This is a genomic window from Bartonella occidentalis (assembly GCF_037070875.1).
In the GTDB taxonomy this organism is placed as follows: Bacteria; Pseudomonadota; Alphaproteobacteria; order Rhizobiales; family Rhizobiaceae; genus Bartonella.
Window position 1 is genome coordinate 278,096 of record NZ_JAYMZJ010000002.1, and the last position, 24,404, is coordinate 302,499.

Consider the following 24,404-nt stretch of genomic DNA (forward strand, 5'->3'; position numbering starts at 1 on the left):
ACATTCCAAATTTACACTTATTTTCCAAAACCCATAATAGCAATGACTTTTCCCATAATGTGCCTAACATCAATCATGTACATAAAGCTCACTCATAAGTTTCAGTATTTTATCCAGCATAGTTTCAATAAGGGTAATATATCATAAAACTGAAACAGATTCTGAAATACAGCCAGAAAAACTTCAAACAGCAGTTATTATTCACGAAGAGATTCATTAAAATCAATATGAACTTCATAGGATGAGTATATTTAACATCCCACAACCTTCAAATCCATTTCAGAATATAGTCTAAAAATGTATACACCGGACTTCAAAAGAGAAAATATAGTGCAAATAATTTTTAATAAAGAAAACTCTTTAAATTCTAATGGTTAATAGTCTTTTCCTTAGCCTCAGAACCATACCCATTTTCAATTCGCTTAAACTTAAAAATGTCAATCCTTACTAATCCCATATCTTATAGAACTAAAGACATAAAATCATTTTTTACTCAACAGTAACTGATTTTGCTAAGTTACGAGGTTGATCAACGTCAGTTCCCAATAAAATAGCTGTATGATAAGCGATTAATTGAATAGGTAAAGCATAAATAATGGGTGCAATAAATTCCGGAACATCTGGCAAGATAATGGTTGACAATGTATCAAGATGAGCTACTTCTGCCCCCTTTTTATCAGTTATCAAAATAATACGCCCATTGCGAGCTGCGACTTCTTGCATGTTAGAAAAAGTCTTTTCAAACCACCTATCATAAGGTGCAACAACAATAACTGGTATTGTCTTATCCACTAGTGCAATTGGTCCATGTTTCAACTCGCCTGCCGCATAACCTTCAGCATGAATATAAGAGAGCTCTTTCAATTTAAGTGCTCCTTCTAAAGCAATAGGATAAGAAGTTCCCCGTCCAAGATAAAGAACACCCTTTACGTTCACTAAATCATGACAAATATGTCCAATTTTGTCATCTAGCTTTAAAACCTCATTTAAAATCCTCGGAGTTTCTGCCAATTGCTGAACAAATTTATTTTCCTCCTTCTCTGAAAGATATCCACGTTGCTTAGCAGCACTAAGCGCCATTACAGCAAGCGTTGCCAATTGACAGGTAAAGGCCTTTGTTGAAGCAACACCAATTTCTGGGCCTGCTAATGTTGGTAAAACAAAATTAGCCTCTCTTGCCATTGTTGATTGCTCAACATTCACAACTGCTGCTGTTTTTATACCATGCTTGTGACAATAACGTAACGACGCCAATGTATCCGCTGTTTCACCAGATTGAGAAACGAATACAGGTAATATACCAGGCGTTATAGGTGGCTCACGATACCGAAATTCTGAAGCTACATCGTTATCCACGCTTAAAGCAGCAAAACTTTCAAACCAATAGCGTGCAACTAAAGTTGAATAATAAGCAGTTCCACAGCTCGCGAACAATATTCTATTAATTTGTTTCCAATCAATAAAATTTTCAAATGAGCGAATTGTATAACCTCCAAAATCAAGATAATGCGCCAAATTATGAGAGATAACTTCAGGTTGTTCAAACATCTCTTTGTGCATAAAATGGCAATGATTACCCTTAGAAACCAGTAAAGTTTCCTCAAATAAGGGGACAATAGGACGCTTCACCACTTGATTTTCCGCATCATAAATTACTACCCCTTCTCGTGTGAGAACAGCCCAATCTCCATCTTCCATATAACTAATGCGATCTACAAATGGTGCCAAAGCAATTGCATCCGATCCAACAAAAAATTCATCTCTTCCATAACCAATAGCTAAAGGTGGACCAGAACAAGCAGCAATCATAAGATTATCTTCACCTTCAAAAATCAGAGCAACAGCAAAGGCTCCTTTCAACCTTTTCCAACTTGTACGTACTGCCTCCTGTGGAGAAAGACCACTTTTTAATGCGCGCGTAATTAAATGAGCAATAACTTCTGTATCGGTCTCTGTTTCAAAAATATAACCGTCCTCAATGAGCTCTCTTTGTAATTCTAAAAAGTTTTCAATAATACCATTATGAACAATGGCAAGTCGTTCAGTTACATGAGGATGAGCATTCCGTTCCACAGCAGTCCCGTGAGTAGCCCAACGTGTATGTCCAATCCCTAACCTTCCCTCTAAAGGCGCTTTTTTCAATTTGTTTTCTAAATGAACAAGCTTCCCTTCAGCTCGCATACGATAAAGACGCCCATTATGCAATGTTGCTACGCCAGCTGAATCATATCCTCTGTACTCAAGACGCTTCAAACCATCAACCAAAGAGGATGTAACACAACTATTTCCAAGAATTCCAATAATTCCACACATTTAAAAGCTCCACCTTACATCCCAAATTTTTTGCATTTATCCAAATTTCGAGTCATTACATAAATCAAACACGCAATACGCTGCAGTACAGCAATATTTATGAATAAGCCTTCTACACAATTGTTAAGTTATAAAGCAAAAAAATAGATTAAAATTTCAATTTTCCTGTTTATTTGCTGATAAACGCGCGCGCAATTTTATTACATAATCTTGTTTTATCACTTGTCTTGCACGCCCCAAAGCCATACCATTCACAGGAACATCTTCAGTAATAACACTTCCTGAAGCAATATAGGAACCGCTTCCTATAATTAATGGAGAGACAAGTGATGAATTGGATCCAATAAAAGCATTATCACCGATCATAATTTTATGTTTGTGAAAACCATCATAATTGCAAGTGATAGTACCAGCTCCAATATTAGTGTGTGCACCAATTTCTGCATCGCCAATATAACTTAAATGATTAATTTTAGAAGATTCTCCAATTTCAGCTTTTTTGACTTCACAAAAATTTCCAATCTTTACTGATCGCGCCAGCTTTGTTCCAGGGCGCAAACGCGCGTAAGGTCCGACCTGCGCATCCTCACCAATCACAGTTCCTTCTAAGTAACTAAACGCGTGAATAATTGCACCAGATTTTACTTTTACTCCCATCCCAAAATAAACATTTGGCTCGATTACTACCCCTGGCTCAATTTCTGTATCATAAGAAAAATAAACACTTTCTGGTTTAAGTATTGTAACGCCAGACAACATTAAATCACGCGCTTTACGCTTTTGCCAAATAGCATCAGCCTGGAAAAGCTCAAAACAATTATTAATTCCGATGATATTATCAAAAGGTACTTCAACAATTCGGATATCCAATCCTTCATGCAATGCAATAGCAACAACATCTGTTAGATAATATTCCTGCTTTAAATTATTATTATCAATCTTCTTTAACAAAGAAAGAGCATGTTTTCCGTTAATAGCAAGTATCCCACCATTACAAAAAGAAATCTTTTTTTCTTCATCATTTGCATCTTTTTCTTCTACAATTGCAATAAGCTTACCATTTTTCTCAATAAGGCGTCCATAACCCGTTGGATCTGGAGCGTGAAAACCGGCAACGACAATATCCGCTCCAACTGCAAGCTGTCCACGAATTTTTAGTAATGAATCTTTCTCAATCAAAGGAGTATCACCAAAAACAATGAGAATATCATCTATCTCTTTTTGAAAAGCTAGTTGAGCAGATAAAACAGCATGAGCAGTTCCTAAACGTTCTTTTTGTTCAAAAATCATCGCATTTTTTACAAATGACTGAACAACTTCAGAAACATCTTTAGAGCCAAACCCCACAACAACTGCTAATTGTGAAATATCCGCCAATTTTATTTGCTGTATAACGTGACATACAAGTGGCAACCCAGCAATTTTATGAATCACCTTAGGAAGAGGCGACTTCATACGCGTCCCTTCACCTGCTGCAAGAACAATAGAAAGACAGTTTCTAGACATAACAACACATAAAAATTAACGAGAAAATCCAAAAAAATTCACAATATCACGCCAATGAATGGTTTCCACACTACTCAACGAAGGATAATTCTCCAAAAGCCAAAACGATAAATCCTGCATAGAGCCCGTTAAAAATAAAATACCCGTAATCACTAAAAGAATACCAATAATTTTTTCAACTTTTCCTAAATGGATTCTAAAAACTTTCAAAAAACTCATAAAGCTGCTCGAAAATAAAGCTGCCAATACAAAAGGTACCCCAAGACCTAATGCATAAACTCCTAGAAGAACAGCTCCTTCTCCCACAGTTTCTTTTGTTCCAGCAAGTGTTATGATAGGTCCCAAAATCGGACCTATACACGGTGTCCAACCAAATGCAAAAGCTAGGCCAATAATATAGGCTCCTAAAGGTCCAGAAGGTGTTTTATGCGTTTGAAATCGCACATCACGAAATAAAAAAGAAATCTTGAAAAAACCCAAAAAGTTCAAACCAAAAATAATAATGATAATTCCAGCAACCACCGCAAACCAATCGCGGTAATAGCCTATAAATCTGCCTATTGTGCTCGCACTGGCACCCAAAGCAACAAAAATAGTTGTAAAACCAAGTACAAAAGCAATAACAGAAGATAAAAGCGCAAAGCGCGTAGACAGTTTTCCATTCTTTTTTTCTGAATGAAAATCATCAATACCAATCCCCGCCATATAGCACAAATAAGGAGGAACTAACGGCAAAACACACGGAGATAAAAAAGAGAGTGCACCAGCAAAAAACACACTGACTGTTGAAATTTCTATAATCAAAATTTTCTACCTATCTTTAATTACGGCTTATCTTCACAAACAGCTATTCATTTGTCGATTCACCAATTTTTTGCATATTTTGCATATTTGCTACCACACTTATATCTTCATCATGACCAGAACTCACCGAAAAAACCTTTTGGTAAATTTGATCTTGATTTTTAGCAATAGCAATATACTCACCTTCAACTAATATAAGCGAAACATAAGCACCGACAGTTTCATAAATGATATCACCAGACTCATTGGTAATAGACCAGCTTGTATCTGCTAGTGCTTCTCCTCCTTCCTGACGTACTAATTTCAAGATAATTTGAGCAGCTTGATGCTCAAGACTAACTTCAGTAACTTTCCCGGCATCTACTTGGATATCTGAACGAACAAGAGCGTTAATGGAACCATAATAAGAAACAACATGATAACGGCCAGCTTTTAAACGTACAATTGACTGAGGTTTAACGTTTGATAAAACTATACCAGTTTCATCATTTTCCTTGGCATCCTCATATATAGTAAAACGTAATTCCTTTTTATTAATGATGCCATTAAGAAGTGTAGCATCGAAGATAATACCACCGGCATTAAGATTAAAATTTTCAATAAGACTCTGCCCATTTTTTAAATTTATGCGCTGCACACCAGTTGCATGACCAAATGAAACATGAATAAGATAGCTCCCCGGTTCTAAATTAAAACGTACACTTCCCCCTTCAAAAGTTGCTACCAATGGTAATTTATTATCAATCCCTATAGTAGGTTCATAAACGCGCCACACCAATCCCTTCGTAATATTTTCACCATTGTTTGTTAATCGAGCGTTCAATATCACCTGAGCTTGAGGATATAAATTCTCTTTTTTAGAATCCTGGGATTTTAAAATAAAACTTGTTGGACGCTTTTGTTTATGATCTAGCCCCTTTCCTTGCTCAGAAAATGCATAATCGCTCTTTATCAATGAAAAAAATATCACGCATAGCCATAAAGATCGACACAATATTTTTAAGATAACAACCATTTTTGCATTATTGATTAAAATGATAATCTTTTCAATTAGCAATATCCAAAAACCCCTATTCTAAATCGAAAAACTCACACCACAGCCACATGAGGAGATAGCATTGGGATTCCGAATTTGAAAAGACTGCCCCATCAAATCATCAACAAAATCAATTTCAGCTCCTTTCATGAAAGGAAGAGATATTGAATCAATAAACACAATTGCTCCATCTTTTTTAAGAACGAAATCACCCTCTTCACTTTCAGAAACTAAATTATACTTATAAGAAAAACCAGAGCATCCCCCACCTTCAACAGAAATACGCAACCCTATCTTATCTGGTTCACTTAAAAGTATCTGGGCAATACGCTTGGCAGCAAAATCTGAAATATTCACGCTCATTTTGATATATCCTTGCATTAAACTGTCAAAAAAGGGTATCCCCAAAAGATAATAATAGGTTAATTTAGGGGAAAAGTGGATAACTTGCAATGGATATAAACAATATCAATTACCAATCGCGGGCAATATATAGTACTAACCCACAAACAAGTCGGGGTAGGTTATTCCATGAAGCTGAAAGTACCATCCGATCACCTTTTCAACGAGATAGAGATCGTATTATTCATTCTAACGCATTTCGACGTCTTAAACATAAAACTCAAGTATTTATTGCTAATGAAAGCGATCATTATCGCACTCGACTGACTCATTCGATAGAAGTTTCTCAAATTGCACGAACATTAGCTCGTGCATTATCTCTTGATGAAGATCTTACCGAAGCCATTGCTCTTGTTCATGACTTTGGACATACGCCTTTTGGCCATGCAGGCGAAGATGCGCTAAATGACGCAATGAAACATTATGGTAGATTTGATCATAACGCACAGGCATTACGCATTGTGACACAGCTAGAACAACGTTATGCAAATTTTGATGGACTTAACCTTACGTGGGAAACACTAGAAGGACTGGTAAAACATAATGGCCCCCTTTTAGGCTCTTATGCGAACAACAAAGATGTCCATATCGATATTCTACAATATAATGAAAAGCACGATCTTGAGCTTGATTGCTTTTCTAGCCTAGAAGCACAATGTGCTGCTATTTCTGATGATATTGCATATAATGCTCATGATATTGATGATGGTTTACGCTCACAATTTTTAACGATTGATCAATTTGAACAAGTTTTTTTGACCGCGTCGTTATTAAAAGATATCAAACAAGAATATCCACAACTTGATCAAATTCGATGCGGCTACGAATTGGTACGTAGACAAATAACAACTATGGTTGAAGATGTTATTCAACAATCAAAAAAAAATTTAGCGCACCTCAAACCAACCAGTGTAAATGATGTTCATCAAGCAGGACAGGTCATTGTTACATTTTCACCTAAAATGAAAGATTATGAAAAAGAATTAAAAAAATTTCTGTTTGAAAATCTGTATTATCATGCTCAAGTTCTCAAGCGTCGTGATGAAGCAAAATGCATTGTACAAAACTTATTTGATTGTTATTATAAAAATCCCGACGAAATGCCTGAAAACTGGCGTATCAAAACAACTCACCTCATAAATCAAGAACAAGAATTAGCACGCCTTATAGCTGACTTTCTTTCAGGGATGACCGACCATTATGCATTACGTGAGCATCACCGTTTATTTGACCATGCATATAATTTTGTTTAATTGATTTTTATAAATTATGGAAATTGGATATGAATGTCTTTAAAAATTTCGAAAAAAAAATTAAAAAATCACTTGAACTATCTGATATAAAAGAAAAAAATGGAAAAGATTTAGACTTATCAAAAATCACTGTTGACCCTCCACGTGATTCTTTACACGGAGATTTATCAACCAATGCTGCTATGGTACTTGCAAAATCCATTGGACTTAATCCCCGTATCCTTGCAGAAAAAATTATAGAATTTTTCAAAAATGATTCTTTCATTGAAAACATTGATGTCGCTGGTCCTGGATTTATCAATATCAAGCTCACAAAATCATTTTGGCAAAATACAGTAAAATCAATGCTTGAATCAGGCACATCCTATGGTCGAACTTCAATAGGACAGGGGAAACGCATCAATGTTGAATTTGTATCAGCAAATCCTACAGGTCCAATGCATGTTGGGCATTGTAGAGGTGCTGTTGTTGGGGATGTTCTTTCCAATTTGCTACAATTTGTCGGCTACAATGTTACAAAAGAATATTACATCAATGACGCAGGTGGACAAATCGAAGTACTTGCCCGTTCTGTGTTGTTGCGCTATCATGAGGCTCTAGGACAAAAAATTAACGAAATTCCAGAAGGGTTGTATCCTGGAGAATACTTAATACCATTAGGTCAATCGCTCGCTCAAGAATTTGGTGACAAATTACTTACTATGGATAAAGATGAAGCTTTATCTATAGTGAAAGAACGTGCAATTAATGCAATGATGTCTGTAATTCGCGAAGACTTGTCTGCTCTCAATATTTATCATGACATTTTTTTCTCTGAAAAAATACTGTATGCAGATAATGCACAAGCCATACGTGGAACTATTAATGATCTCACTCTAAATGGATATATTTATAAAGGTCAACTACCACCACCAAAAGGACAAAACATAGAGGACTGGGAACCGAGTGAACAAACTTTATTCCGCTCAACTAGTGTTGGAGATGATCAGGATCGTGTCTTGATTAAATCTGATGGTTCTTACACTTACTTTGCTGCTGATGTTGCTTATTTTCGTGATAAATTTAATCGTCGTTTTGATGAAATGATTTATATTTTAGGTTCAGACCATGCTGGCTATGTCAAACGACTAGAAGCAATGGCAAAAGCAATTGCTGGCGATAAAGCTAAGCTAAGCGTATTTTTATGTCAATTAGTCAAGCTCTTTCGCAACGGACAACCTGTGCGGATGTCGAAAAGAGCGGGTTCATTCATCACTTTACGTGATGTTGTAGAAGAAGTTGGTCGTGATCCAGTGCGTTTTATGATGCTATACCGTAAGTGTGAAGCACCTCTTGATTTTGATTTTTCAAAAGTGACAGAGCAGTCAAAAGATAATCCTATCTTTTATGTGCAATATGCAAATGCACGTTGTCATTCAGTTTTTCGTCAAGCGAAAGAAACTTTTCTTATTGAAAGTTTTTCTAATGATGTAATGATTGCACATCTTCATCGGTTAACAGATGATAGTGAGATATCGTTAATACGAAAACTTGCTGAATATCCACGCATCATTGAGCAAGCTGTCATCCATAAAGAACCACATAGGTTAGCATTTTATCTCTATGACCTTGCTTCAAACTTCCATGCACATTGGAATAAAGGAAGTGATAACCCCAACCTACGTTTTATCAAACCTAATGATAGGGAATTATCATTTGCCAGATTAGGATTAGTACAAGCTATAATGAATATTTTATCATCAGGACTTACAATTATTGGAGTAGAATCACCAATAGAAATGCGTTAAAAAAGCTTTACAAAGACATAAATGGAATAATTTATTTATAATTTTTTAGTGTATTCTTTCATATCAATATAAAGCATGATAACTAATATTATATTCAAATTGTTAATCGTCACGTGAGAAAAATTATGAGCGATAACGATCGCAAAGATCTACAAAACCCACAAACAAAAAAACAGGATAATGAACTATATAATCCTGTAGAAAAGCTTACGCGAATTTTTAATTCGAACAAACAAAGTGGGAACAACACTCAACAGCCTAACCCATCCACACCTCAACCCCATGAAATCCCATCTCAGGATGAAGGTTTTGATTTATCTTTTCTAGAAACGGAATTTGAAAACAATTTAGCTGATGATTTACCATTTGATAATCAACACAAACAGTGGGATCTACACTCATCAAGCGGTAAATCAACTCCTATTGATGATGCTTTCAATTCTCCAGCACAAAATAGTTTTCTTTCTGAAGAGGAGCATTATTCTTCACCTATAGATCACGATGAAGAGGAAATTTTAGACGCACTTTCTCCACTCCCTATTCAGAAAAATCAACCATCTCAGAATAGGGTAGCGCCACCTCACGTTAATCCATTTTTTGAAAAAAATGAGCCCCATACGCTGTCAGAAAATTTCTTTTTTGATGAATCTAACGTACAAAATAATGATACAACCACTCCCACAGCTCCTTATGAGCAGGTTACATCTTTTTCACAGCAAACTGTGCAACAATCAAATCCCCATACCAATATACATCAAAATTATGATGACAATCAAAACCTCTACAACACTCCTTCAAATCACCCATATGCAACAACTCCAGTTGATCAAAAAAACTGGGAAGAAGAATATTATACCAATACACAAAATACCTCCACGGATGCAAACACTGTTATTCACTCTTCAGAGAAGAGCGAAACTGCAGAAAATGAAGCAATTGATAACTTTTCGCATAATTTAAATTCAACACAAGTCAATCAATTGTCTGATGTAAAAGGATTTCCACACGCAGATCATACAACCGATTATAATCAATTTTACAAAGAAAATTTTTTAGAACCAGAAATTAATGTTGAAAAAATTCCTGAATATAAAGGTGATACCCAAAATCAATATGCCAATATTGAAGCAGAAGTTGCATATAATCAAGACAATTTAAATGATACACCACCCCAACCGAGAGTTTTCAATCCTACACAAACGAAAAATTTTTCTTCGAATAATCATGCTCGTAGGAACACCCCTCCTCCAAATGTTGATACTTATAGATTCACAGAAGAAATGGTAGAAAAAACTGGGCCAATCATGGTTCCAGAAGTTCCGTACACCGCTCCAGAGTATGATACACCTATTGATAATCTGAAAGAAGAATTTTCTGATGTATTTAATGTAGGAAATGTTCCAGAAAAAAATCCTTCACAACAACAAGATGACATCCTTAACGAAATTTTTCACCAAACTGCACAAAATCCGGAAACAGATCAATATGTAAGCACCCAAGAGCAACACGTTAACTATTTTCCTTCTGACAACATAGAGCATTACTCTTCTTTTGCCCCTAATGCACCCTATAATAATGTAAGTGCTCCCTCCTCTAATGCCTCGGCAATCCCTTTTTTAAAAACTTTTACCGTTAGTAAAATTTTTACAAAAGGTGTTATTTTTCTTATTTTGATAACAATTGGCTTTATCGGTTATTCTCATTTCTTGATACCATCACAAAAAAATAAAAACTCGCTTATTATCCATGCTGATAATACGCCTTTTAAATTTAAACAAGAAGCAACTGATAACGAAAATAACATTGCTGATAATTTAGATATTTATAAACAAGCAACAGGGCAGAATGAGGAACAAAAAAATACGCAACCATTTCTTATTGATACTTCTGAACCGCTTGAAGATTTACCATCACAAAATCAAAAAGAATCCGAAAATACCTCATCTGTTTTTGTTGATGAGCCCGATGTTGAAGATGCAGTAACGAAAGCTATCAATCACACTATTCCAACTCGAGAAGTACAAACAGTTATTGTAAAAAAAGATGGTACAACTATGCTTTCTTCAGACAATCATACAAATACAGAATCTGCAGACAGTCCTGAGATAGTTGACGAACTCAGTGCAGATCAACTTCAAGAGGATCATGCTACTTCTTCAGAAATTTCTGATAAAAATAGCCAAACAACAGAACATAACCTTATGGATGGTACTGATAAAATAATAGCACAAAATACTTCTATCCCTAAAATTATACCAATTCCTTCACCTGCAAAATTTAATTCAATGGCACAAACACATGTTGCTTCCCATTCTAGTCCATCTGTCCAAGCAAGAGTGCAAGATTCAGAAAGTTACTATGTACAAGTAGCATCCCAACCAACATCTGCATTGGCTCAAGATTCCTTGAGAAACATAAAATTCAAATTTGGATATCTTATTGGCAGTCGTCCTCTAAATATTCAGTCTGCTCTTATCCCAGGAAAAGGTACCTATTATCGTGTTCGTATTCAAACCCACAATCGTAGTGAAGCCATAAACCTTTGTGAAGATATAAAAAACTCTGGAGGAAGTTGTTTTATAACACGCTAGGAAAATAATATAATGTTTTTAGTAATATAACTCTTTATCTTTCTGCCCATTATCAACTTATCAGTTAATTCCATGGGTAGAAATTAGTTTTCATAAGTCGTGGCGTAGCACTTTTTTCAAATTTTTCTGTCTTAATAATATGCATAAGCGAAATCGTTCAAACACTCATTGAATGATAATACGTATAAAAATTTTAAGTTACTTAATAAAAACTCAAAGAAAGATTATGAAATTTTTTAATTTTATAATGACACATTGACTCAAAAAACTACTAAACATAATGTAAAATTGAAGTTATCTGAATTTATTTCTCAATAAAATAATAAGAATAAATGCATTCCAGAAAGTTTTATTTATGAAATTTCCAACATCACCGCTTCCATTTAAAATAGAACAACACCCATCACCTCTGCCAGATGAAGACCGTGAAAAGATTTTAAAAAATCCTGGATTTGGTCAATTTTTTACAGATCATATGGTAATCATCCAATGGACTGAAGATAAAGGCTGGCATGATGCCATTATTTCTCAGCACAAACCTTTAGAAATTAGTCCAGCGAGTACAGTTCTGCATTATGCGCAGGAAATTTTTGAAGGCCTAAAAGCATACCGTGCAACAGATGGACGCATTTTGTTGTTTCGCCCAGATTCTAATGCACAACGTTTTATAGAATCAGCACGACGATTAGCTATGCCAGAGTTGCCACAGGATATCTTTTTAGATTCGATTAATCAGTTGGTAAAAATTGATCAAAAATGGGTTTATAATCATCCAAATGCTAGCCTTTATATACGTCCATTCATGTTTGGAAACGAAAATATTCTAAAAGTCCACCCTTCTCGAAAATATATATTCTGTATTATAGCATCTCCTGTTGAATCATATTTTATAGGAGAAGAAAAGTCTATCAGCGTATGGCTTGAAACCGACTATAGTCGTGCTGGTCCAGGCGGTACAGGCACTGCAAAATGTGGTGGTAACTATGCAGCAGGTTTGCTTGCACAAAATAGTGCGGCAAAAAATAATTGCAGCCAAGTACTCTTCTTAGATATGGTTGAACATAAATGGATTGAAGAACTAGGTGGTATGAACGTTTGTTTTATCATGGAAAATGGTACGCTCGTAACACCTCCTCTTAATGGTACGATTCTTCCAGGAATAACTCGTAATTCAATTTTAAAATTGGCTCAACAAATGGGACTAATTGTGGAAGAACGCCCCTATTCTTTTGAATCACTCAAAAAAGATGCAGAAAATGGTTACCTTAAAGAAGTATTTGCTTGCGGAACTGCTGCTGTTATCACATCAATCGGTCATTTCAAATATAAAAGTGGAGAATTTACTATTGGAAATGAAAGGATCGGCACAGTCACAAAGCAACTTCGCACACAGCTCGTTGACATTCAAAGAGGAAACATAGAAGATAAAAACGGTTGGGTACACTCTGTACAACTATCATAATAGCAAAAAGCACTCTTAAAATATGTCGACCAAGAGCTTTCTTTATAGGGGAATCTTTCCAAAGTTCCCCTTCTACCTTATTTATAAACAGCAACTAAAAAAATTAATCAAATTTTGAGAAATCTCTATGTTGTGCTTTAATATTACGGATTGTATTTGTATGTGAACGCATCACTATAGTTTCCGTCTGAATGTTACGAGAAGTGAATTTAACACCAGAAAGCATATTGCCATCAGTGACACCTGTTGCAGAAAACAAAACATCACCCTTTACCATTTCTTCCAAAGTATAAGCTTTATTAGGATCTTCAATTCCCATTTTGGCCGCACGTGCAACTTTTTCTTCTGTATCAAGCTGTAAGCGCCCTTGCATCTGTCCACCAATACAGCGCAAAGCTGCAGCAGCTAATACCCCCTCTGGCGCCCCACCAATACCCATATATATATCGATACCCGTTTCATCTGGATCAGTTGTATGAATAACAGCAGCTATATCACCATCACCAATTAAGCGGATTGACGCACCCGTTGCACGTACTTTATTGATTAATTCCGCATGGCGAGGCCGATCCATAATACAAGCAGTAACCTGATTAACGGCAACTCCCTTAGCTTTTGCAAGCGCATAAATATTGTCAGCAGGATCAGCATCTATATCAACTATACCCTTTGGATAACCAGAACCAATGGCAATTTTTTCCATATAAACGTCAGGAGCATAAAGGAGATTACCCTTCTCAGAAATTGCGACCACAGCTAAAGAATTGGCAAGGTTTTTAGCACAAATCGTAGTTCCTTCAAGCGGATCAAGTGCAATATCAACTGCTAATCCATTTTGAACACCTACTTTCTCTCCGATATAAAGCATTGGCGCTTCATCACGTTCACCCTCTCCAATAACTACTGTACCATCAACAGGCAAACGATTAAGTTCTTGACGCATTGCATTTACAGCAGCTTGATCTGCAGCTTTTTCATCACCATGCCCTCGCCAACGGGCAGCTGCAACAGCAGCACGTTCGGTCACGCGTACCAATTCAAGAGTTAAAATACGATCAAGTCCATTTAAAATTTTTTGAGCTGTTCGCATATAAAAAATCCTACTGAATAAATGCTATTAAGAAACATTAACATTTATTGCCTAACATTAATAACAAAGATTTTTGTAAAAATAGAAACTTTCCACAAAAGAAAAGACGTAATCTTACACTGTTATTATATGATAGATCATCAGATTAGGTCATACGTTCAATACGAATGAATTGAGATTTTGCAACGAGATGGCCATCCTTTTCAATTGCTGCAAGTGCCTGTCGTATATTAACTTCTGTTGTTTCATGCGTTATTAAAATAATTGTTTTGGCCACTTGGTTTTCTACGAAAGGTCTTTGAACTATCGATTCTAATGAAATTTGATTGTCGGCCATATGCTTTGCAACTGCTGCAAAAACACCAGCACGATCATAAACATTTAAGCGAATAAAATAACCACCTGCGTGATTGGAAATACGCGCTTTTTTATGAGGAGTAAGCTCCAATGCTGGTATCGCAAAAGCAGGTGCATACTGAAAACCAGGACGAGCTTTAGCTATATCAGCCAAATCCCCAATAACCGCTGATGCTGTTGCAGCTCCTCCAGCACCAGGACCAGAAAACAGTAATTCACCTAATAAATCGCTTTTAATAGAAAGAGCATTAGTCACACCATGAATTTGTGCAATCATTGATGAGGTTGGTACCATAGTTGGATGAACGCGCTGTTCTATTCCAGAATCGATTTTTAATGCAACACCTAACAATTTAATCCTGTAACCTAATTCATCAGCCGCACGTATATCAATTTGCGAAATATTACTAATTCCTTCAACATAAACATCATTTAACGAAATAGCAGTCCCAAATGCCAAACTTGTCAATAAAGCTAATTTATGAGCAGTGTCATTTCCTCCAATATCAAAAGTCGGATCAGCTTCAGCATAACCGAGCCTCTGAGCATCTGCTAAACAGTCTTTAAATGAAAGACCTTCAGTAAACATCCTTGTTAAAATATAGTTGCAAGTTCCATTTAAAATACCATAAACCCGTGATATGTGGTTACCAGAAAGCGATTCTCTCATTGCTTTGATGACAGGAACTCCGCCTGCAACAGCAGCTTCAAAATTTAAAAAAACTCCTTTTTTTTCTGCGCTAACGGCAAGCTCTGTTCCATATTGAGCAAGGAGCGCTTTATTGGCAGTCACGACATGATGCCCAACCTGAAGTGCCTTTTTAACAGCGGCATGCACGACATCTAAATCACCACCAATTAGCTCAACAAATACGTCAATTTCATTAGAGCCCGCCATCTCTAAAGGTGAATCAAACCATTTTATATCACTCAGATCAATTCCACGATTACGATTTTTATTACGCGCGCTAACAGCAACAACTTTAATTGGCCGTCCGCATTGACAAGCCAAACTACTCTCTTTTTCTCGTAAAATACGAACCACTGAAGTACCGACTGTCCCAAGGCCTCCAATGCCAACCTTTAAAGCTTCTGACATTATTCAAACTACCTATCTCTTACTTTCATTGAAAAAGAATACTTTAAATTATTTGCAACGCAACGCGCATAGTGCTTATTAATAACCATTTAAATATGCTCTAGTTCTGTAAACTAAAAACCAACATCAGCATAACAAATCTGACCGCTTAATCAAAAGCACTAAAAATATAAATTTCTCATTTTTTGAAGATAAAAATCGATATGAATAAAACGTCTTGAGAAACAGGCACACGCTCTTAATCATTTAAAGGTGCATTGTTTTATTAATCTTTAAATCATTATTGTACACAATTACATACAAACCACCATTCTTTAAGGCTATTCCCCTAAATTACACTTCACATCAAAAACAAAAACCAGCGCATCCGATTTGTGCACGATACAATTCTAAGATATTGAAAAATAGTAAAATTTAGAAAGTTTGACATAATTTATAAGACGACAATATAAAGCGTCTTCCGATTATGCATTCTCAAATTAATAATGCCACAACCTTTTAGCGTACTAAAAGCTTTTAAACAGTGATTACTTCAAATGCATAAACTAACAAACAACTAAAATTTTCTTCAAAATTTCTTACTTTTCTGCATAAATAAATATGAAAAGAAGTAGCATCTATTATTGATGCCTGCTCTGCTCAATTTGTTTCAAGACTTGCTCAGCTTGGTGGTACGCATCATCTTTTATTTTAATGGAAAAAGACGAACTTGTAGATTTTTCTCTAGAGAAAGTTTTTACCTGCTGCGTATCGCTTGTTAATTTATTGATGAGCATTCGCCGTTCTGCATCAGTAAATTGCTTTGTAGCTGCTTTTGGTTGCATTGAGAAATCTATAATATGATCACTTTTTTTCATGACAGCAGATCTTTGAGTAAGTGAAGTGGTTTTTTCATTATACACACACCCACCAATAACGAATAAGATAGCACAAAAAAATACTCTCCAGCTCAAAGATACTGACTTTATCATTTTTATCTATTCCCTAAATAAAAAAACCAACTGATTAATGTTGCGTAAAGACCAAAATCTTTATGCAACTTTTATAATACGTTTTTAGAAAGATTTTAGAAAAGAACAATCTCAGTGAAAATATAAATATGTTTACAAATAATTCAATAAAGTACGTTTTTTTTTAAAAAAATGACATACAGGACTTGCGAAGTAAAAAGATCCTCTCTATAAGGCTCATCATTGGTTTGCGCCCATCGTCTAGCGGTTAGGACGCCGCCCTTTCACGGCGGAAACAGGGGTTCGATTCCCCTTGGGCGTACCATTTTTAGGTTGTAATAGTTTGATTTTATTCTCATTTTTTAATCATCAGAGAAGTGTAAAAGTAAAATTTCTAACACGTTTTTATATAAAGAATCACAAAAACCTTTAGATAGTTTTTTCCCATCAACAATAAGATTACGCTTCTCTACGCATTAATGATGAAATAAAAACCAACAATAAAAGATAAGTTTTTCAATAAGAAAGTTCGTAATAATCCAAGTTTAGAGCCATACCAAAACGTGTATCGCTAATTTTTTCACAAAATTTATCTCCACGATTCATGAATTCTCTTTTATACAGAAATGATTTTTACTTAAAATACTCTAAAAAACTATTCTGGAATTCAATTTATATGGCCAAATCTAATTAAGTTCGTTTGGGCTTTATCCAAATTGGTAATAAAAATTTGAGAAGTAAAATGACAAAATACAAAACTTCATCATTTTTTTGCTAATTTGTTTGTCAAATATAGTGTTTTTAAAATAATAATTTAAATAATATAACTTTATAAAATAATAAATAAATAATAAATTAAAATCTATAGTATTAATAAATATTTTTCTATCATTATGTATAGATTTTACTTAATATAAATTAATAACGACCAATCACATTGTATTTTTTGAAAATATCATATTCTATTAATGTTATATTTATTGCATTTTCCTGTCCATTTATCATACCTGTTTTTTACTTTTTATAGTGATTTTTATGGTAATGTTGAAAATGCTGTAAAAAACAAATCACTTACAATGAAAAAGGACTTTTAATGATAAAAATCAAAGTAAAAAACCCTGTTGTTGAAATCGATGGGGATGAAATGACCCGCGTCATTTGGAAATATATCAAAGAAAAACTAATTTACCCTTATCTTGACATTGATCTGAAATATTACGATCTTTCCATTGAAAACCGAGATGCGACTAATGACCAAATAACTATCGACTCTGCTCATGCTATTAAACAATACGGGGTTGGTATAAAATGTGCGACTATCACTCCTGATGAAGCACGTGTAAAAGAATTTAATCTAAAAAAAATGTGGAAATCACCAAATGGTACAATTCGCAATATTTTAGGAGGTACCATTTTTCGCGAACCTATTATCTGTAAAAATGTTCCACGTCTTGTTTCTCACTGGACAAAGCCAATTATTATTGGACGCCATGCCTTTGGTGACCAATATAAAGCTGTTGATTTTAAATTTCCTAGCAAAGGAAAATTAAGTATTAAATTTGTTGGAGATGATAATAAAGTTATCGAACATGATGTTTTTGATGCTCCAAGCGCAGGCGTTGCTATGGCGATGTATAACCTTGATGAATCAATTCGTGATTTTGCCCGCGCATCTTTTAATTATGGATTACAGAGAAATGTTCCAGTTTATCTTTCAACAAAAAACACCATTCTTAAAGCTTACGACGGTCGTTTTAAAGACATTTTTCAAGAAGTATTTGATACGGAATTTAAAAATGAATTTGAAAGTCGTAAATTATATTACGAACATCGCCTGATTGATGACATGGTTGCTTCCTCACTTAAATGGTCAGGGGGCTATGTTTGGGCATGTAAAAACTATGATGGTGATGTTCAGTCAGATATCGTTGCTCAAGGCTTTGGTTCTCTTGGTCTCATGACCTCTGTTCTCATGACATCAGATGGTAAAACTGTTGAAGCAGAGGCCGCGCATGGTACAGTAACCCGCCATTATCGCCAGTATCAAAAGAATGAAGAAACATCAACAAACTCTATTGCTTCTATTTTTGCATGGACATGTGGACTGGCACATCGTGCAAAATTAGATAACAATGAACAATTAAAGCACTTTGCCACCATGTTAGAAAAAGTTTGTATTAAAACCGTTGAAGAAGGCTTTATGACAAAAGATCTTGCTCTTTTGATTGGGCCTCAACAAAGATGGCTTTCTACAACAGGATTTCTAGATAAAGTTGATGAAAATCTTAAAAAAGCAATGGCCAATTAAACCATAACTTAATAAAATTCTAAAGCTCTTCGAAAGAAGAGCTTTAAATCTTTCCTTGGAAAATTTAAATAATTGCTTTATAAGTAAAGAAAGTCAATTCTCTATCAAATAGCAAAAAATAGTGAAACAACAAAGCTGGTCTGCGCTTTTATGGAATAAAAATGGTTTGCGCTCTTTAACGTTTACGGGCGGGGTAGCTTTACATGCCATCAACGTTTACATTGTCATCACTATTTTGCCTTCCCTTATGGATGATATTGGTGGTGAACTATATTATTCTTGGGTAGCTACTGTTTTTATTTCAGCATCACTTCTTGGTACTTCACTTGCAACAAAAATATTAGGAATACTAGGCTCTCGAAAAGCTTATGTTGTTTCTGGATTTATTTTTACTATTGGTACCTTTATATGCAGTATTTCTACGACTATGCCATTATTTTTAATAGGGCGCTTTATCCAAGGATTTGGAAGTGGTTCGCTATTATCCCTGTCTTATTCCATGGTACGCATTGCTTTCAGCCCACCTTTATGGTCACACGCATTAAGTATTATTTCCGCAATGTGGGGAATATCAACCTTATTAGGACCAGCTATTGGTGGTATTTCTGTACAATATGGCGTATGGAGAATTGCATTTTGGATAGTCGGCTTATTAGCAATAATCTTTTCACTCATAGCATTTAAAGTCTTACCAAAAGAAAATGAACACTATAATATCCCAACATCACCTCTTCCCCTCCTACAACTCTTCACACTCACCTTATTGATTTTTATCATTTCTGTTTGTGGTGCTGCAGATGCCACAGAAGCAAAAATTTGCGGGTTAATTATCGGATTTTGTCTCCTCTTTGTTTTAGCCAAAATAGAATCATCTGCACTCCATCCTATGTTGCCACGTAAAACCTTTTCTTTCTCTTCTGAATTTTTTTCTATTTACTCATTAATACTCGTTATCACCATAGTAGCATACAGTATAGAGCTTTATTTTCCACTTTTTCTTCAAGAGCTTCATGGGCAAGATCCACTTATTGCCGGTTATATGGCAGCACTAATAAGCCTTGGTTGGACATGCGGTTCTTTATTAAGTGCTGGCGTATCCGCAAAAAAAATTTGCAGCATTATTATATATTCCCCCATATTAAGCCTTATAGGCATATGTATTCTCTTATGGCTTGTTCCAACAGAAATTTCCACACCTAAATATACTTTCGTTATTGGCTTAGCATTATTTACTATTGGGGTTAGTGCTGGCACAGCATGGCCACATCTATTAACGAGAATCTTACAATGCGCAAATGATAAAGATGCTCTGCGTGCAAGTGAATCTCTTACCTCTGTACAGCTATTTTCAGCAGCTTTAAGCGCAACATTAGCAGGGACAATCACCAATCTTGCTGGCTTATTCAATCCTGGAGGAATAGCTGGAATGATTTTCGCAGCAAAAGCTCTCCTTGCAACTCTCGTTAGTCTTTTATTTTGCCTCGGTATTCCATTTTCTGTGCGTGTTGCCTGCGGTATACTAAAAAATCCAACCGGACAACCAAATAAATGAATAAAAAGTATTCATAAGTTTTTCAAATGTTGATCACGTTTTTCCACATACCATGAAAAGCAAAAAATCAATAATCCACACAACGTTAAAATACCTCCCCAAACAGCAGTATATTCATAACTATAGCCTAACTTTAAAACCCATGCTCCAGATTCCGCTCCAAGAGCGTTAGCAATATTAAAAGCAGATTGCATTAAAGCTCCTGCCAAAATCTGTCCATGCACAGAAACATCCATAATTTTTGCTTGTATAGAAGGCATAGATGCAAAAGAAGTGCCAACAAGAAAACATCCTAAGGCTGCTGTTAATGGCATATAAGATAAAAAGAAAAAAAGAAAAAAAACAAATGCACTCCAAAGCATAGCAAAAAATATCATTGGTGAAATGCCAATTTTCACTGCACATTTAGGTCCCAAAAGATTGCCTACAACCATCCCTAACCCAATCAACGGCATAATAAATGGTATCCAATCAAGCAAAACTCCTGAAACATGCATCAATGTTGATTTAATATAAGTAAAAACAGAAAATAATCCTGATGCACCAACAGAAACCATCACCAAAAGTAGCCATACCTGTTTTTGTTTTAAGGCGCTAAGTTCACGCAGAGGATTTGTTTTTGAAGTATTTGAAACAGAAGGTAAAAATTCCCAAATAAGGAAACAACACAGTAAAGCAATAATACCGACAAGAATAAAAGCAATCTGCCAACCAACAATCTGCCCAATCCAAGTTACACTAGGTGCTCCCAAAACCGTTGCGATTGTCAAACCAAGCATAACACCACCAACAGCTTTAGAACGATCATTTATCTCCACCATTGAAGATGCAACCATAGCTGCAAGCCCAAAATAAATTCCATGTGGAAGACCACTAAGAAATCGCAACACCACTAACATTTTAAAATCAGAAAAAAATGCGCTGGCAATATTTGCAAGAGCGTAAAAAAACATTAATCCTATCAAAACAATTTTATGTGGTAGCTTAGCTGTTGTAACAGCCAAAAGAGGTGCTCCAACGACAACCCCTAGTGCATAAGCGGAAATATATTGACCAGCCGTAGGGATATCAACATGTGAGCTCTGAGCCATCTCTGGCTGTAAACCCATAGCACCAAATTCAGCAGTGCCAATAGCAAAGCCCCCCACTGCAAGAGAAAAAACTGCCCAACGCTGCACTTTAGGATCAATTCCAAAAGGCAAAAATGCATTTTTTTTATTAAAATTCTTCATTATGATCATTTCTATAGTTATACTCTAACTACAAGCATCTGTAATATACATAAAAGAACTAAAAACACTTTTACTCCTATGCCTTTTATGAAGTTTCCAAACATCACCCATCGTCAAAAATGAAGCTCCAGCTATTGAAATATTTTTTATAAAACAATTATAATTAAGCTGTTTGTGTCTTTTAAGCTCTCAATTTAAAAGAAAATCACTTCACCATTAACCACATAAACAAAGCAGTTTTTATTCCTATATGAATGCCTACAAATTTTCGATTAAACAATAAATTACTCAAAATTATTACACGCGCAAAACTGTATCAATCTCTTTTGCTGAGAATTTATTTTTTACAATCAAAAATATAAAATGCTCCATAAAATATAATTTTCATATTTTTTTAAAGATTCACTAACTCCTCATTAACATTATTGCTTTAAATAACAGTGGAAACAGAAAGTCAGTTCGTTTCTCTCCGGATCAGGTAGCGCGTACCGGAGAAACAACTTCTGTTGAAAAATATAAACTGTAAGAAAAATATATAAAACAGCATTGTGTATCCATTTTCTATGGAAAACACGATTCATGCTTTTAAAAGCATTGAATAAAATACCGTATGTTATATTAATTCCTCGTTACTTTTGCATTCATAAACCTCATTTCAGCACAAAGTTAGTGCACCTCCCCTACTTCAAATAGAAGTACAAAAAGACTGCATAAATTACTGATAATAAAAAAATTATTTCATGTAAAGTATCTTTAAAAGAGGTTCACCTCATTCAATTAAACGGCGCAAATAAGCATAACTATAATCACATACAACAGATAAAGAAGTTGTAAATCAAAGGAATAATATCTTTACGTATGACCTTACATAAATAATTTTACCAAAGTTGATAAAACTAAACCATGATCATCCCATACATCTTATAACACAATAAACATATTAAAACCGAGCACAACAATTTTTAAAAGATTATAAAAAATGTCCTTATCCCCATACAAGATAGCATGCTTATCCTTCTACAAGATTAACAATTAGCCATCCAATACAACGCTAACACTTTATACTTTCACAACAGCAAACATTTCAATAAGTCCTACCTCTTTTAGTAATTGGACAAAATGTTTATGCAATTTCATATTATTTTACACTGCTCGGAATAATGCCAAACATAACTTTATCTGGCTGATGACAAAAGCTGTTTTACAACGCCATCCTCATAATAAAGCAAGTACCATAGCAGACTTACATTTCCACTGTTCTTTCAGATAATACAACAATAGATTGAACCAACTAAATCTAAATATAAAAATTAAAATAAACGCTTGCATTTCAATAAAACGCTTTAGAACTTCATCTCATAATATATTCCATTAATACAAGAATAAAAAATTATGCCTTGTTCACAATTTTATGAATTTCCACAGTCAGCATAGCTGAAAATATACTAAAATCTGTTTCAATAAATCTAAACCAACATACAAACTCATGTGAAGTTTATTCTTATTCTCCTAAACATACAACAGATTCAGTTTCCAACAGCAATATCCAAACAAATGTTTCCTAAAATGATATATCCTTTCCTCCCTCAAGCACATAATTGACTTGTTATATATGACTTTAACAATTTCTACTGTTTCATGAAAAATAAGTACAGATGTACTCAATACATCTCTATCTCTTCATCGTTTTACCTCGCACGCGCGCATATTTATCTTGAGAAATTTTCTACAATGAAATTTTTTTAGCATCATTTGCATCTTTTTGATGCCATAAAAACATCATACTATTTCATAATAAGATTTCCACAATTTGATATATTTCTTTTACAAAAAATATATATTTTAATCTATAATATGATTTGATCATTTTACAGCGGAATGCAGTAATAAATACGTAATCAAAATTGTGCATAAAACGATTAATATTACTAAATATCTAATTACCGCATCCAAATAATCCGCGTAATATTCAAATAAAAAATTCTCTCACATATGTGAGAGAAAATATAAATAAAATAATAACTTATTAAACAAGCTTAATCTAATGCAATTTTCAATATCATATATTAAATAAAAATTTCAGACTATTTTAATAAAAATTAAAAAGATCTATAAGTATAGTTATCCTATAATACTTTATACTACTTCATATCTGCAGCAATTGTAGCTTTGATAATTACATCAGGATCTGCAACAGGTTCACCTCGCTTAATTTGATCAACATTTTCCATACCCTCAATAACTTGCCCCCATACGGAATATTGACGATTAAGCCAAGGGGCATCTGCAAAGCAGATAAAAAACTGCGAATTAGCAGAATTTGGATCCTGACTACGCGCCATAGAAACTGTACCTCGCTTATGAGAAAGATTAGAAAACTCCGCTATCAAATCGGGCTTATCTGATCCTCCCATACCCGCACGCGATAAATTAAATTTTTCACCATCCTTTTTTCCAAATTTTACATCACCAGTTTGAGCCATAAAGCCATCAATAACTCGATGAAATACAACATTATCATAAGCTTGCTCACGTACAAGCTCTTTAACACGAGCTACATGACAAGGAGCTAAATCAGCAAAAAGTTCAATAACAACCCTACCCTTTGTTGTTTCAAAAATTAATGTATTTTCTAAATCTTTAGTCTCTGCCATATAACCCA

The 24,404-nt window shown here is 34.8% G+C and carries 16 protein-coding genes and 1 tRNA gene; 7 read left to right on the plus strand and 10 right to left on the minus strand.

The window, feature by feature from the left end:
- Positions 1-489 precede the first annotated feature (489 nt).
- The 5 genes from glmS to WCP78_RS04740 form a co-directional block, all read right to left on the minus strand.
- On the minus strand, positions 490-2,313 hold the full coding sequence (gene glmS / locus WCP78_RS04720) for a glutamine--fructose-6-phosphate transaminase (isomerizing) (RefSeq protein ID WP_336279353.1): 1,824 nt from the start codon (positions 2,311-2,313) through the stop codon (positions 490-492).
- Positions 2,314-2,469: 156 nt separating this feature from the next.
- Positions 2,470-3,819 carry a bifunctional UDP-N-acetylglucosamine diphosphorylase/glucosamine-1-phosphate N-acetyltransferase GlmU gene (gene glmU / locus WCP78_RS04725; RefSeq protein ID WP_336279354.1) on the minus strand — a complete coding sequence of 450 codons (1,350 nt, stop codon included), beginning with the start codon at positions 3,817-3,819 and terminating at the stop codon, positions 2,470-2,472.
- Positions 3,820-3,834: 15 nt separating this feature from the next.
- Positions 3,835-4,623, minus strand: a complete 789-nt coding sequence (locus WCP78_RS04730) for a cytochrome c biogenesis CcdA family protein (RefSeq protein WP_336279355.1) — start codon at positions 4,621-4,623, stop codon at positions 3,835-3,837.
- Between the two features lie 43 nt (positions 4,624-4,666).
- A complete protein-coding gene (locus WCP78_RS04735) occupies positions 4,667-5,638 on the minus strand; it encodes an RgsD C-terminal domain-containing protein (protein WP_336279417.1) in 972 nt (323 codons plus the stop codon).
- Positions 5,639-5,698: 60 nt separating this feature from the next.
- Positions 5,699-6,022 (minus strand): HesB/IscA family protein, encoded by a 324-nt coding sequence (locus WCP78_RS04740; RefSeq protein WP_336279356.1) that lies wholly within the window; start codon positions 6,020-6,022, stop codon positions 5,699-5,701.
- 89 nt (positions 6,023-6,111) lie between these two features.
- On the opposite strand from WCP78_RS04740, the gene WCP78_RS04745 reads away from it, so the two are divergent.
- From WCP78_RS04745 to WCP78_RS04760, 4 genes are all read left to right on the plus strand, one after another.
- Positions 6,112-7,314 (plus strand): deoxyguanosinetriphosphate triphosphohydrolase, encoded by a 1,203-nt coding sequence (locus WCP78_RS04745; protein WP_336279357.1) that lies wholly within the window; start codon positions 6,112-6,114, stop codon positions 7,312-7,314.
- A 29-nt stretch (positions 7,315-7,343) separates the two neighbouring features.
- Positions 7,344-9,101 (plus strand): arginine--tRNA ligase, encoded by a 1,758-nt coding sequence (gene argS, locus WCP78_RS04750; RefSeq protein WP_336279358.1) that lies wholly within the window; start codon positions 7,344-7,346, stop codon positions 9,099-9,101.
- A 125-nt stretch (positions 9,102-9,226) separates the two neighbouring features.
- Positions 9,227-11,692 (plus strand): SPOR domain-containing protein, encoded by a 2,466-nt coding sequence (locus tag WCP78_RS04755; RefSeq protein ID WP_336279359.1) that lies wholly within the window; start codon positions 9,227-9,229, stop codon positions 11,690-11,692.
- A 355-nt stretch (positions 11,693-12,047) separates the two neighbouring features.
- Positions 12,048-13,154: a branched-chain amino acid aminotransferase gene (locus tag WCP78_RS04760; RefSeq protein WP_336279360.1), complete on the plus strand. Its 1,107-nt coding sequence runs from the start codon at positions 12,048-12,050 to the stop codon at positions 13,152-13,154.
- A gap of 103 nt (positions 13,155-13,257) precedes the next feature.
- On the opposite strand, the gene glpX is transcribed toward WCP78_RS04760, so the two are convergent.
- From glpX to WCP78_RS04775, 3 genes are all read right to left on the minus strand, one after another.
- Entirely contained in the window at positions 13,258-14,244 is a 987-nt protein-coding gene (gene glpX / locus WCP78_RS04765) for a class II fructose-bisphosphatase (RefSeq protein WP_336279361.1), read from the minus strand.
- A 145-nt stretch (positions 14,245-14,389) separates the two neighbouring features.
- Positions 14,390-15,700 carry a homoserine dehydrogenase gene (locus WCP78_RS04770; protein WP_336279362.1) on the minus strand — a complete coding sequence of 437 codons (1,311 nt, stop codon included), beginning with the start codon at positions 15,698-15,700 and terminating at the stop codon, positions 14,390-14,392.
- A gap of 620 nt (positions 15,701-16,320) precedes the next feature.
- On the minus strand, positions 16,321-16,557 hold the full coding sequence (locus WCP78_RS04775; protein ID WP_336279363.1) for a hypothetical protein: 237 nt from the start codon (positions 16,555-16,557) through the stop codon (positions 16,321-16,323).
- 343 nt (positions 16,558-16,900) lie between these two features.
- On the opposite strand from WCP78_RS04775, the gene WCP78_RS04780 reads away from it, so the two are divergent.
- The 3 genes from WCP78_RS04780 (at position 16,901) to WCP78_RS04790 (ending at position 20,510) form a co-directional block, all read left to right on the plus strand.
- Positions 16,901-16,975, plus strand: a tRNA-Glu gene (locus tag WCP78_RS04780).
- Positions 16,976-17,743: 768 nt separating this feature from the next.
- Complete coding sequence (locus tag WCP78_RS04785) at positions 17,744-18,958, plus strand: NADP-dependent isocitrate dehydrogenase (protein WP_336279364.1); 1,215 nt, start codon at positions 17,744-17,746, stop codon at positions 18,956-18,958.
- A 121-nt stretch (positions 18,959-19,079) separates the two neighbouring features.
- Positions 19,080-20,510 carry an MFS transporter gene (locus WCP78_RS04790; protein ID WP_336279365.1) on the plus strand — a complete coding sequence of 477 codons (1,431 nt, stop codon included), beginning with the start codon at positions 19,080-19,082 and terminating at the stop codon, positions 20,508-20,510.
- 11 nt (positions 20,511-20,521) lie between these two features.
- Here WCP78_RS04790 and WCP78_RS04795 read toward each other — a convergent pair whose 3' ends face one another.
- Entirely contained in the window at positions 20,522-21,751 is a 1,230-nt protein-coding gene (locus WCP78_RS04795) for an MFS transporter (RefSeq protein ID WP_336279366.1), read from the minus strand.
- A 2,132-nt stretch (positions 21,752-23,883) separates the two neighbouring features.
- Positions 23,884-24,396, minus strand: coding sequence for a peptidylprolyl isomerase (locus WCP78_RS04800; RefSeq protein ID WP_336279367.1), 513 nt, complete (start codon positions 24,394-24,396; stop codon positions 23,884-23,886).
- Positions 24,397-24,404: the final 8 nt, after the last annotated feature.

Bases quoted from the DNA above. Each gene is read 5' to 3' on its own strand.
- glmS (WP_336279353.1), bottom strand. From the start codon at position 2,313: ATGTGTGGAATTATTGGAATTCTTGGAAATAGTTGTGTTACATCCTCT.
- glmU (WP_336279354.1), bottom strand. From the start codon at position 3,819: ATGTCTAGAAACTGTCTTTCTATTGTTCTTGCAGCAGGTGAAGGGACG.
- WCP78_RS04735 (WP_336279417.1), bottom strand. From the start codon at position 5,638: ATGGTTGTTATCTTAAAAATATTGTGTCGATCTTTATGGCTATGCGTG.
- WCP78_RS04740 (WP_336279356.1), bottom strand. From the start codon at position 6,022: ATGAGCGTGAATATTTCAGATTTTGCTGCCAAGCGTATTGCCCAGATA.
- WCP78_RS04745 (WP_336279357.1), top strand. From the start codon at position 6,112: ATGGATATAAACAATATCAATTACCAATCGCGGGCAATATATAGTACT.
- argS (WP_336279358.1), top strand. From the start codon at position 7,344: ATGAATGTCTTTAAAAATTTCGAAAAAAAAATTAAAAAATCACTTGAA.
- WCP78_RS04755 (WP_336279359.1), top strand. From the start codon at position 9,227: ATGAGCGATAACGATCGCAAAGATCTACAAAACCCACAAACAAAAAAA.
- WCP78_RS04760 (WP_336279360.1), top strand. From the start codon at position 12,048: ATGAAATTTCCAACATCACCGCTTCCATTTAAAATAGAACAACACCCA.
- glpX (WP_336279361.1), bottom strand. From the start codon at position 14,244: ATGCGAACAGCTCAAAAAATTTTAAATGGACTTGATCGTATTTTAACT.
- WCP78_RS04770 (WP_336279362.1), bottom strand. From the start codon at position 15,700: ATGTCAGAAGCTTTAAAGGTTGGCATTGGAGGCCTTGGGACAGTCGGT.
- WCP78_RS04775 (WP_336279363.1), bottom strand. From the start codon at position 16,557: ATGAAAAAAAGTGATCATATTATAGATTTCTCAATGCAACCAAAAGCA.
- WCP78_RS04785 (WP_336279364.1), top strand. From the start codon at position 17,744: ATGATAAAAATCAAAGTAAAAAACCCTGTTGTTGAAATCGATGGGGAT.
- WCP78_RS04795 (WP_336279366.1), bottom strand. From the start codon at position 21,751: ATGATCATAATGAAGAATTTTAATAAAAAAAATGCATTTTTGCCTTTT.
- WCP78_RS04800 (WP_336279367.1), bottom strand. From the start codon at position 24,396: ATGGCAGAGACTAAAGATTTAGAAAATACATTAATTTTTGAAACAACA.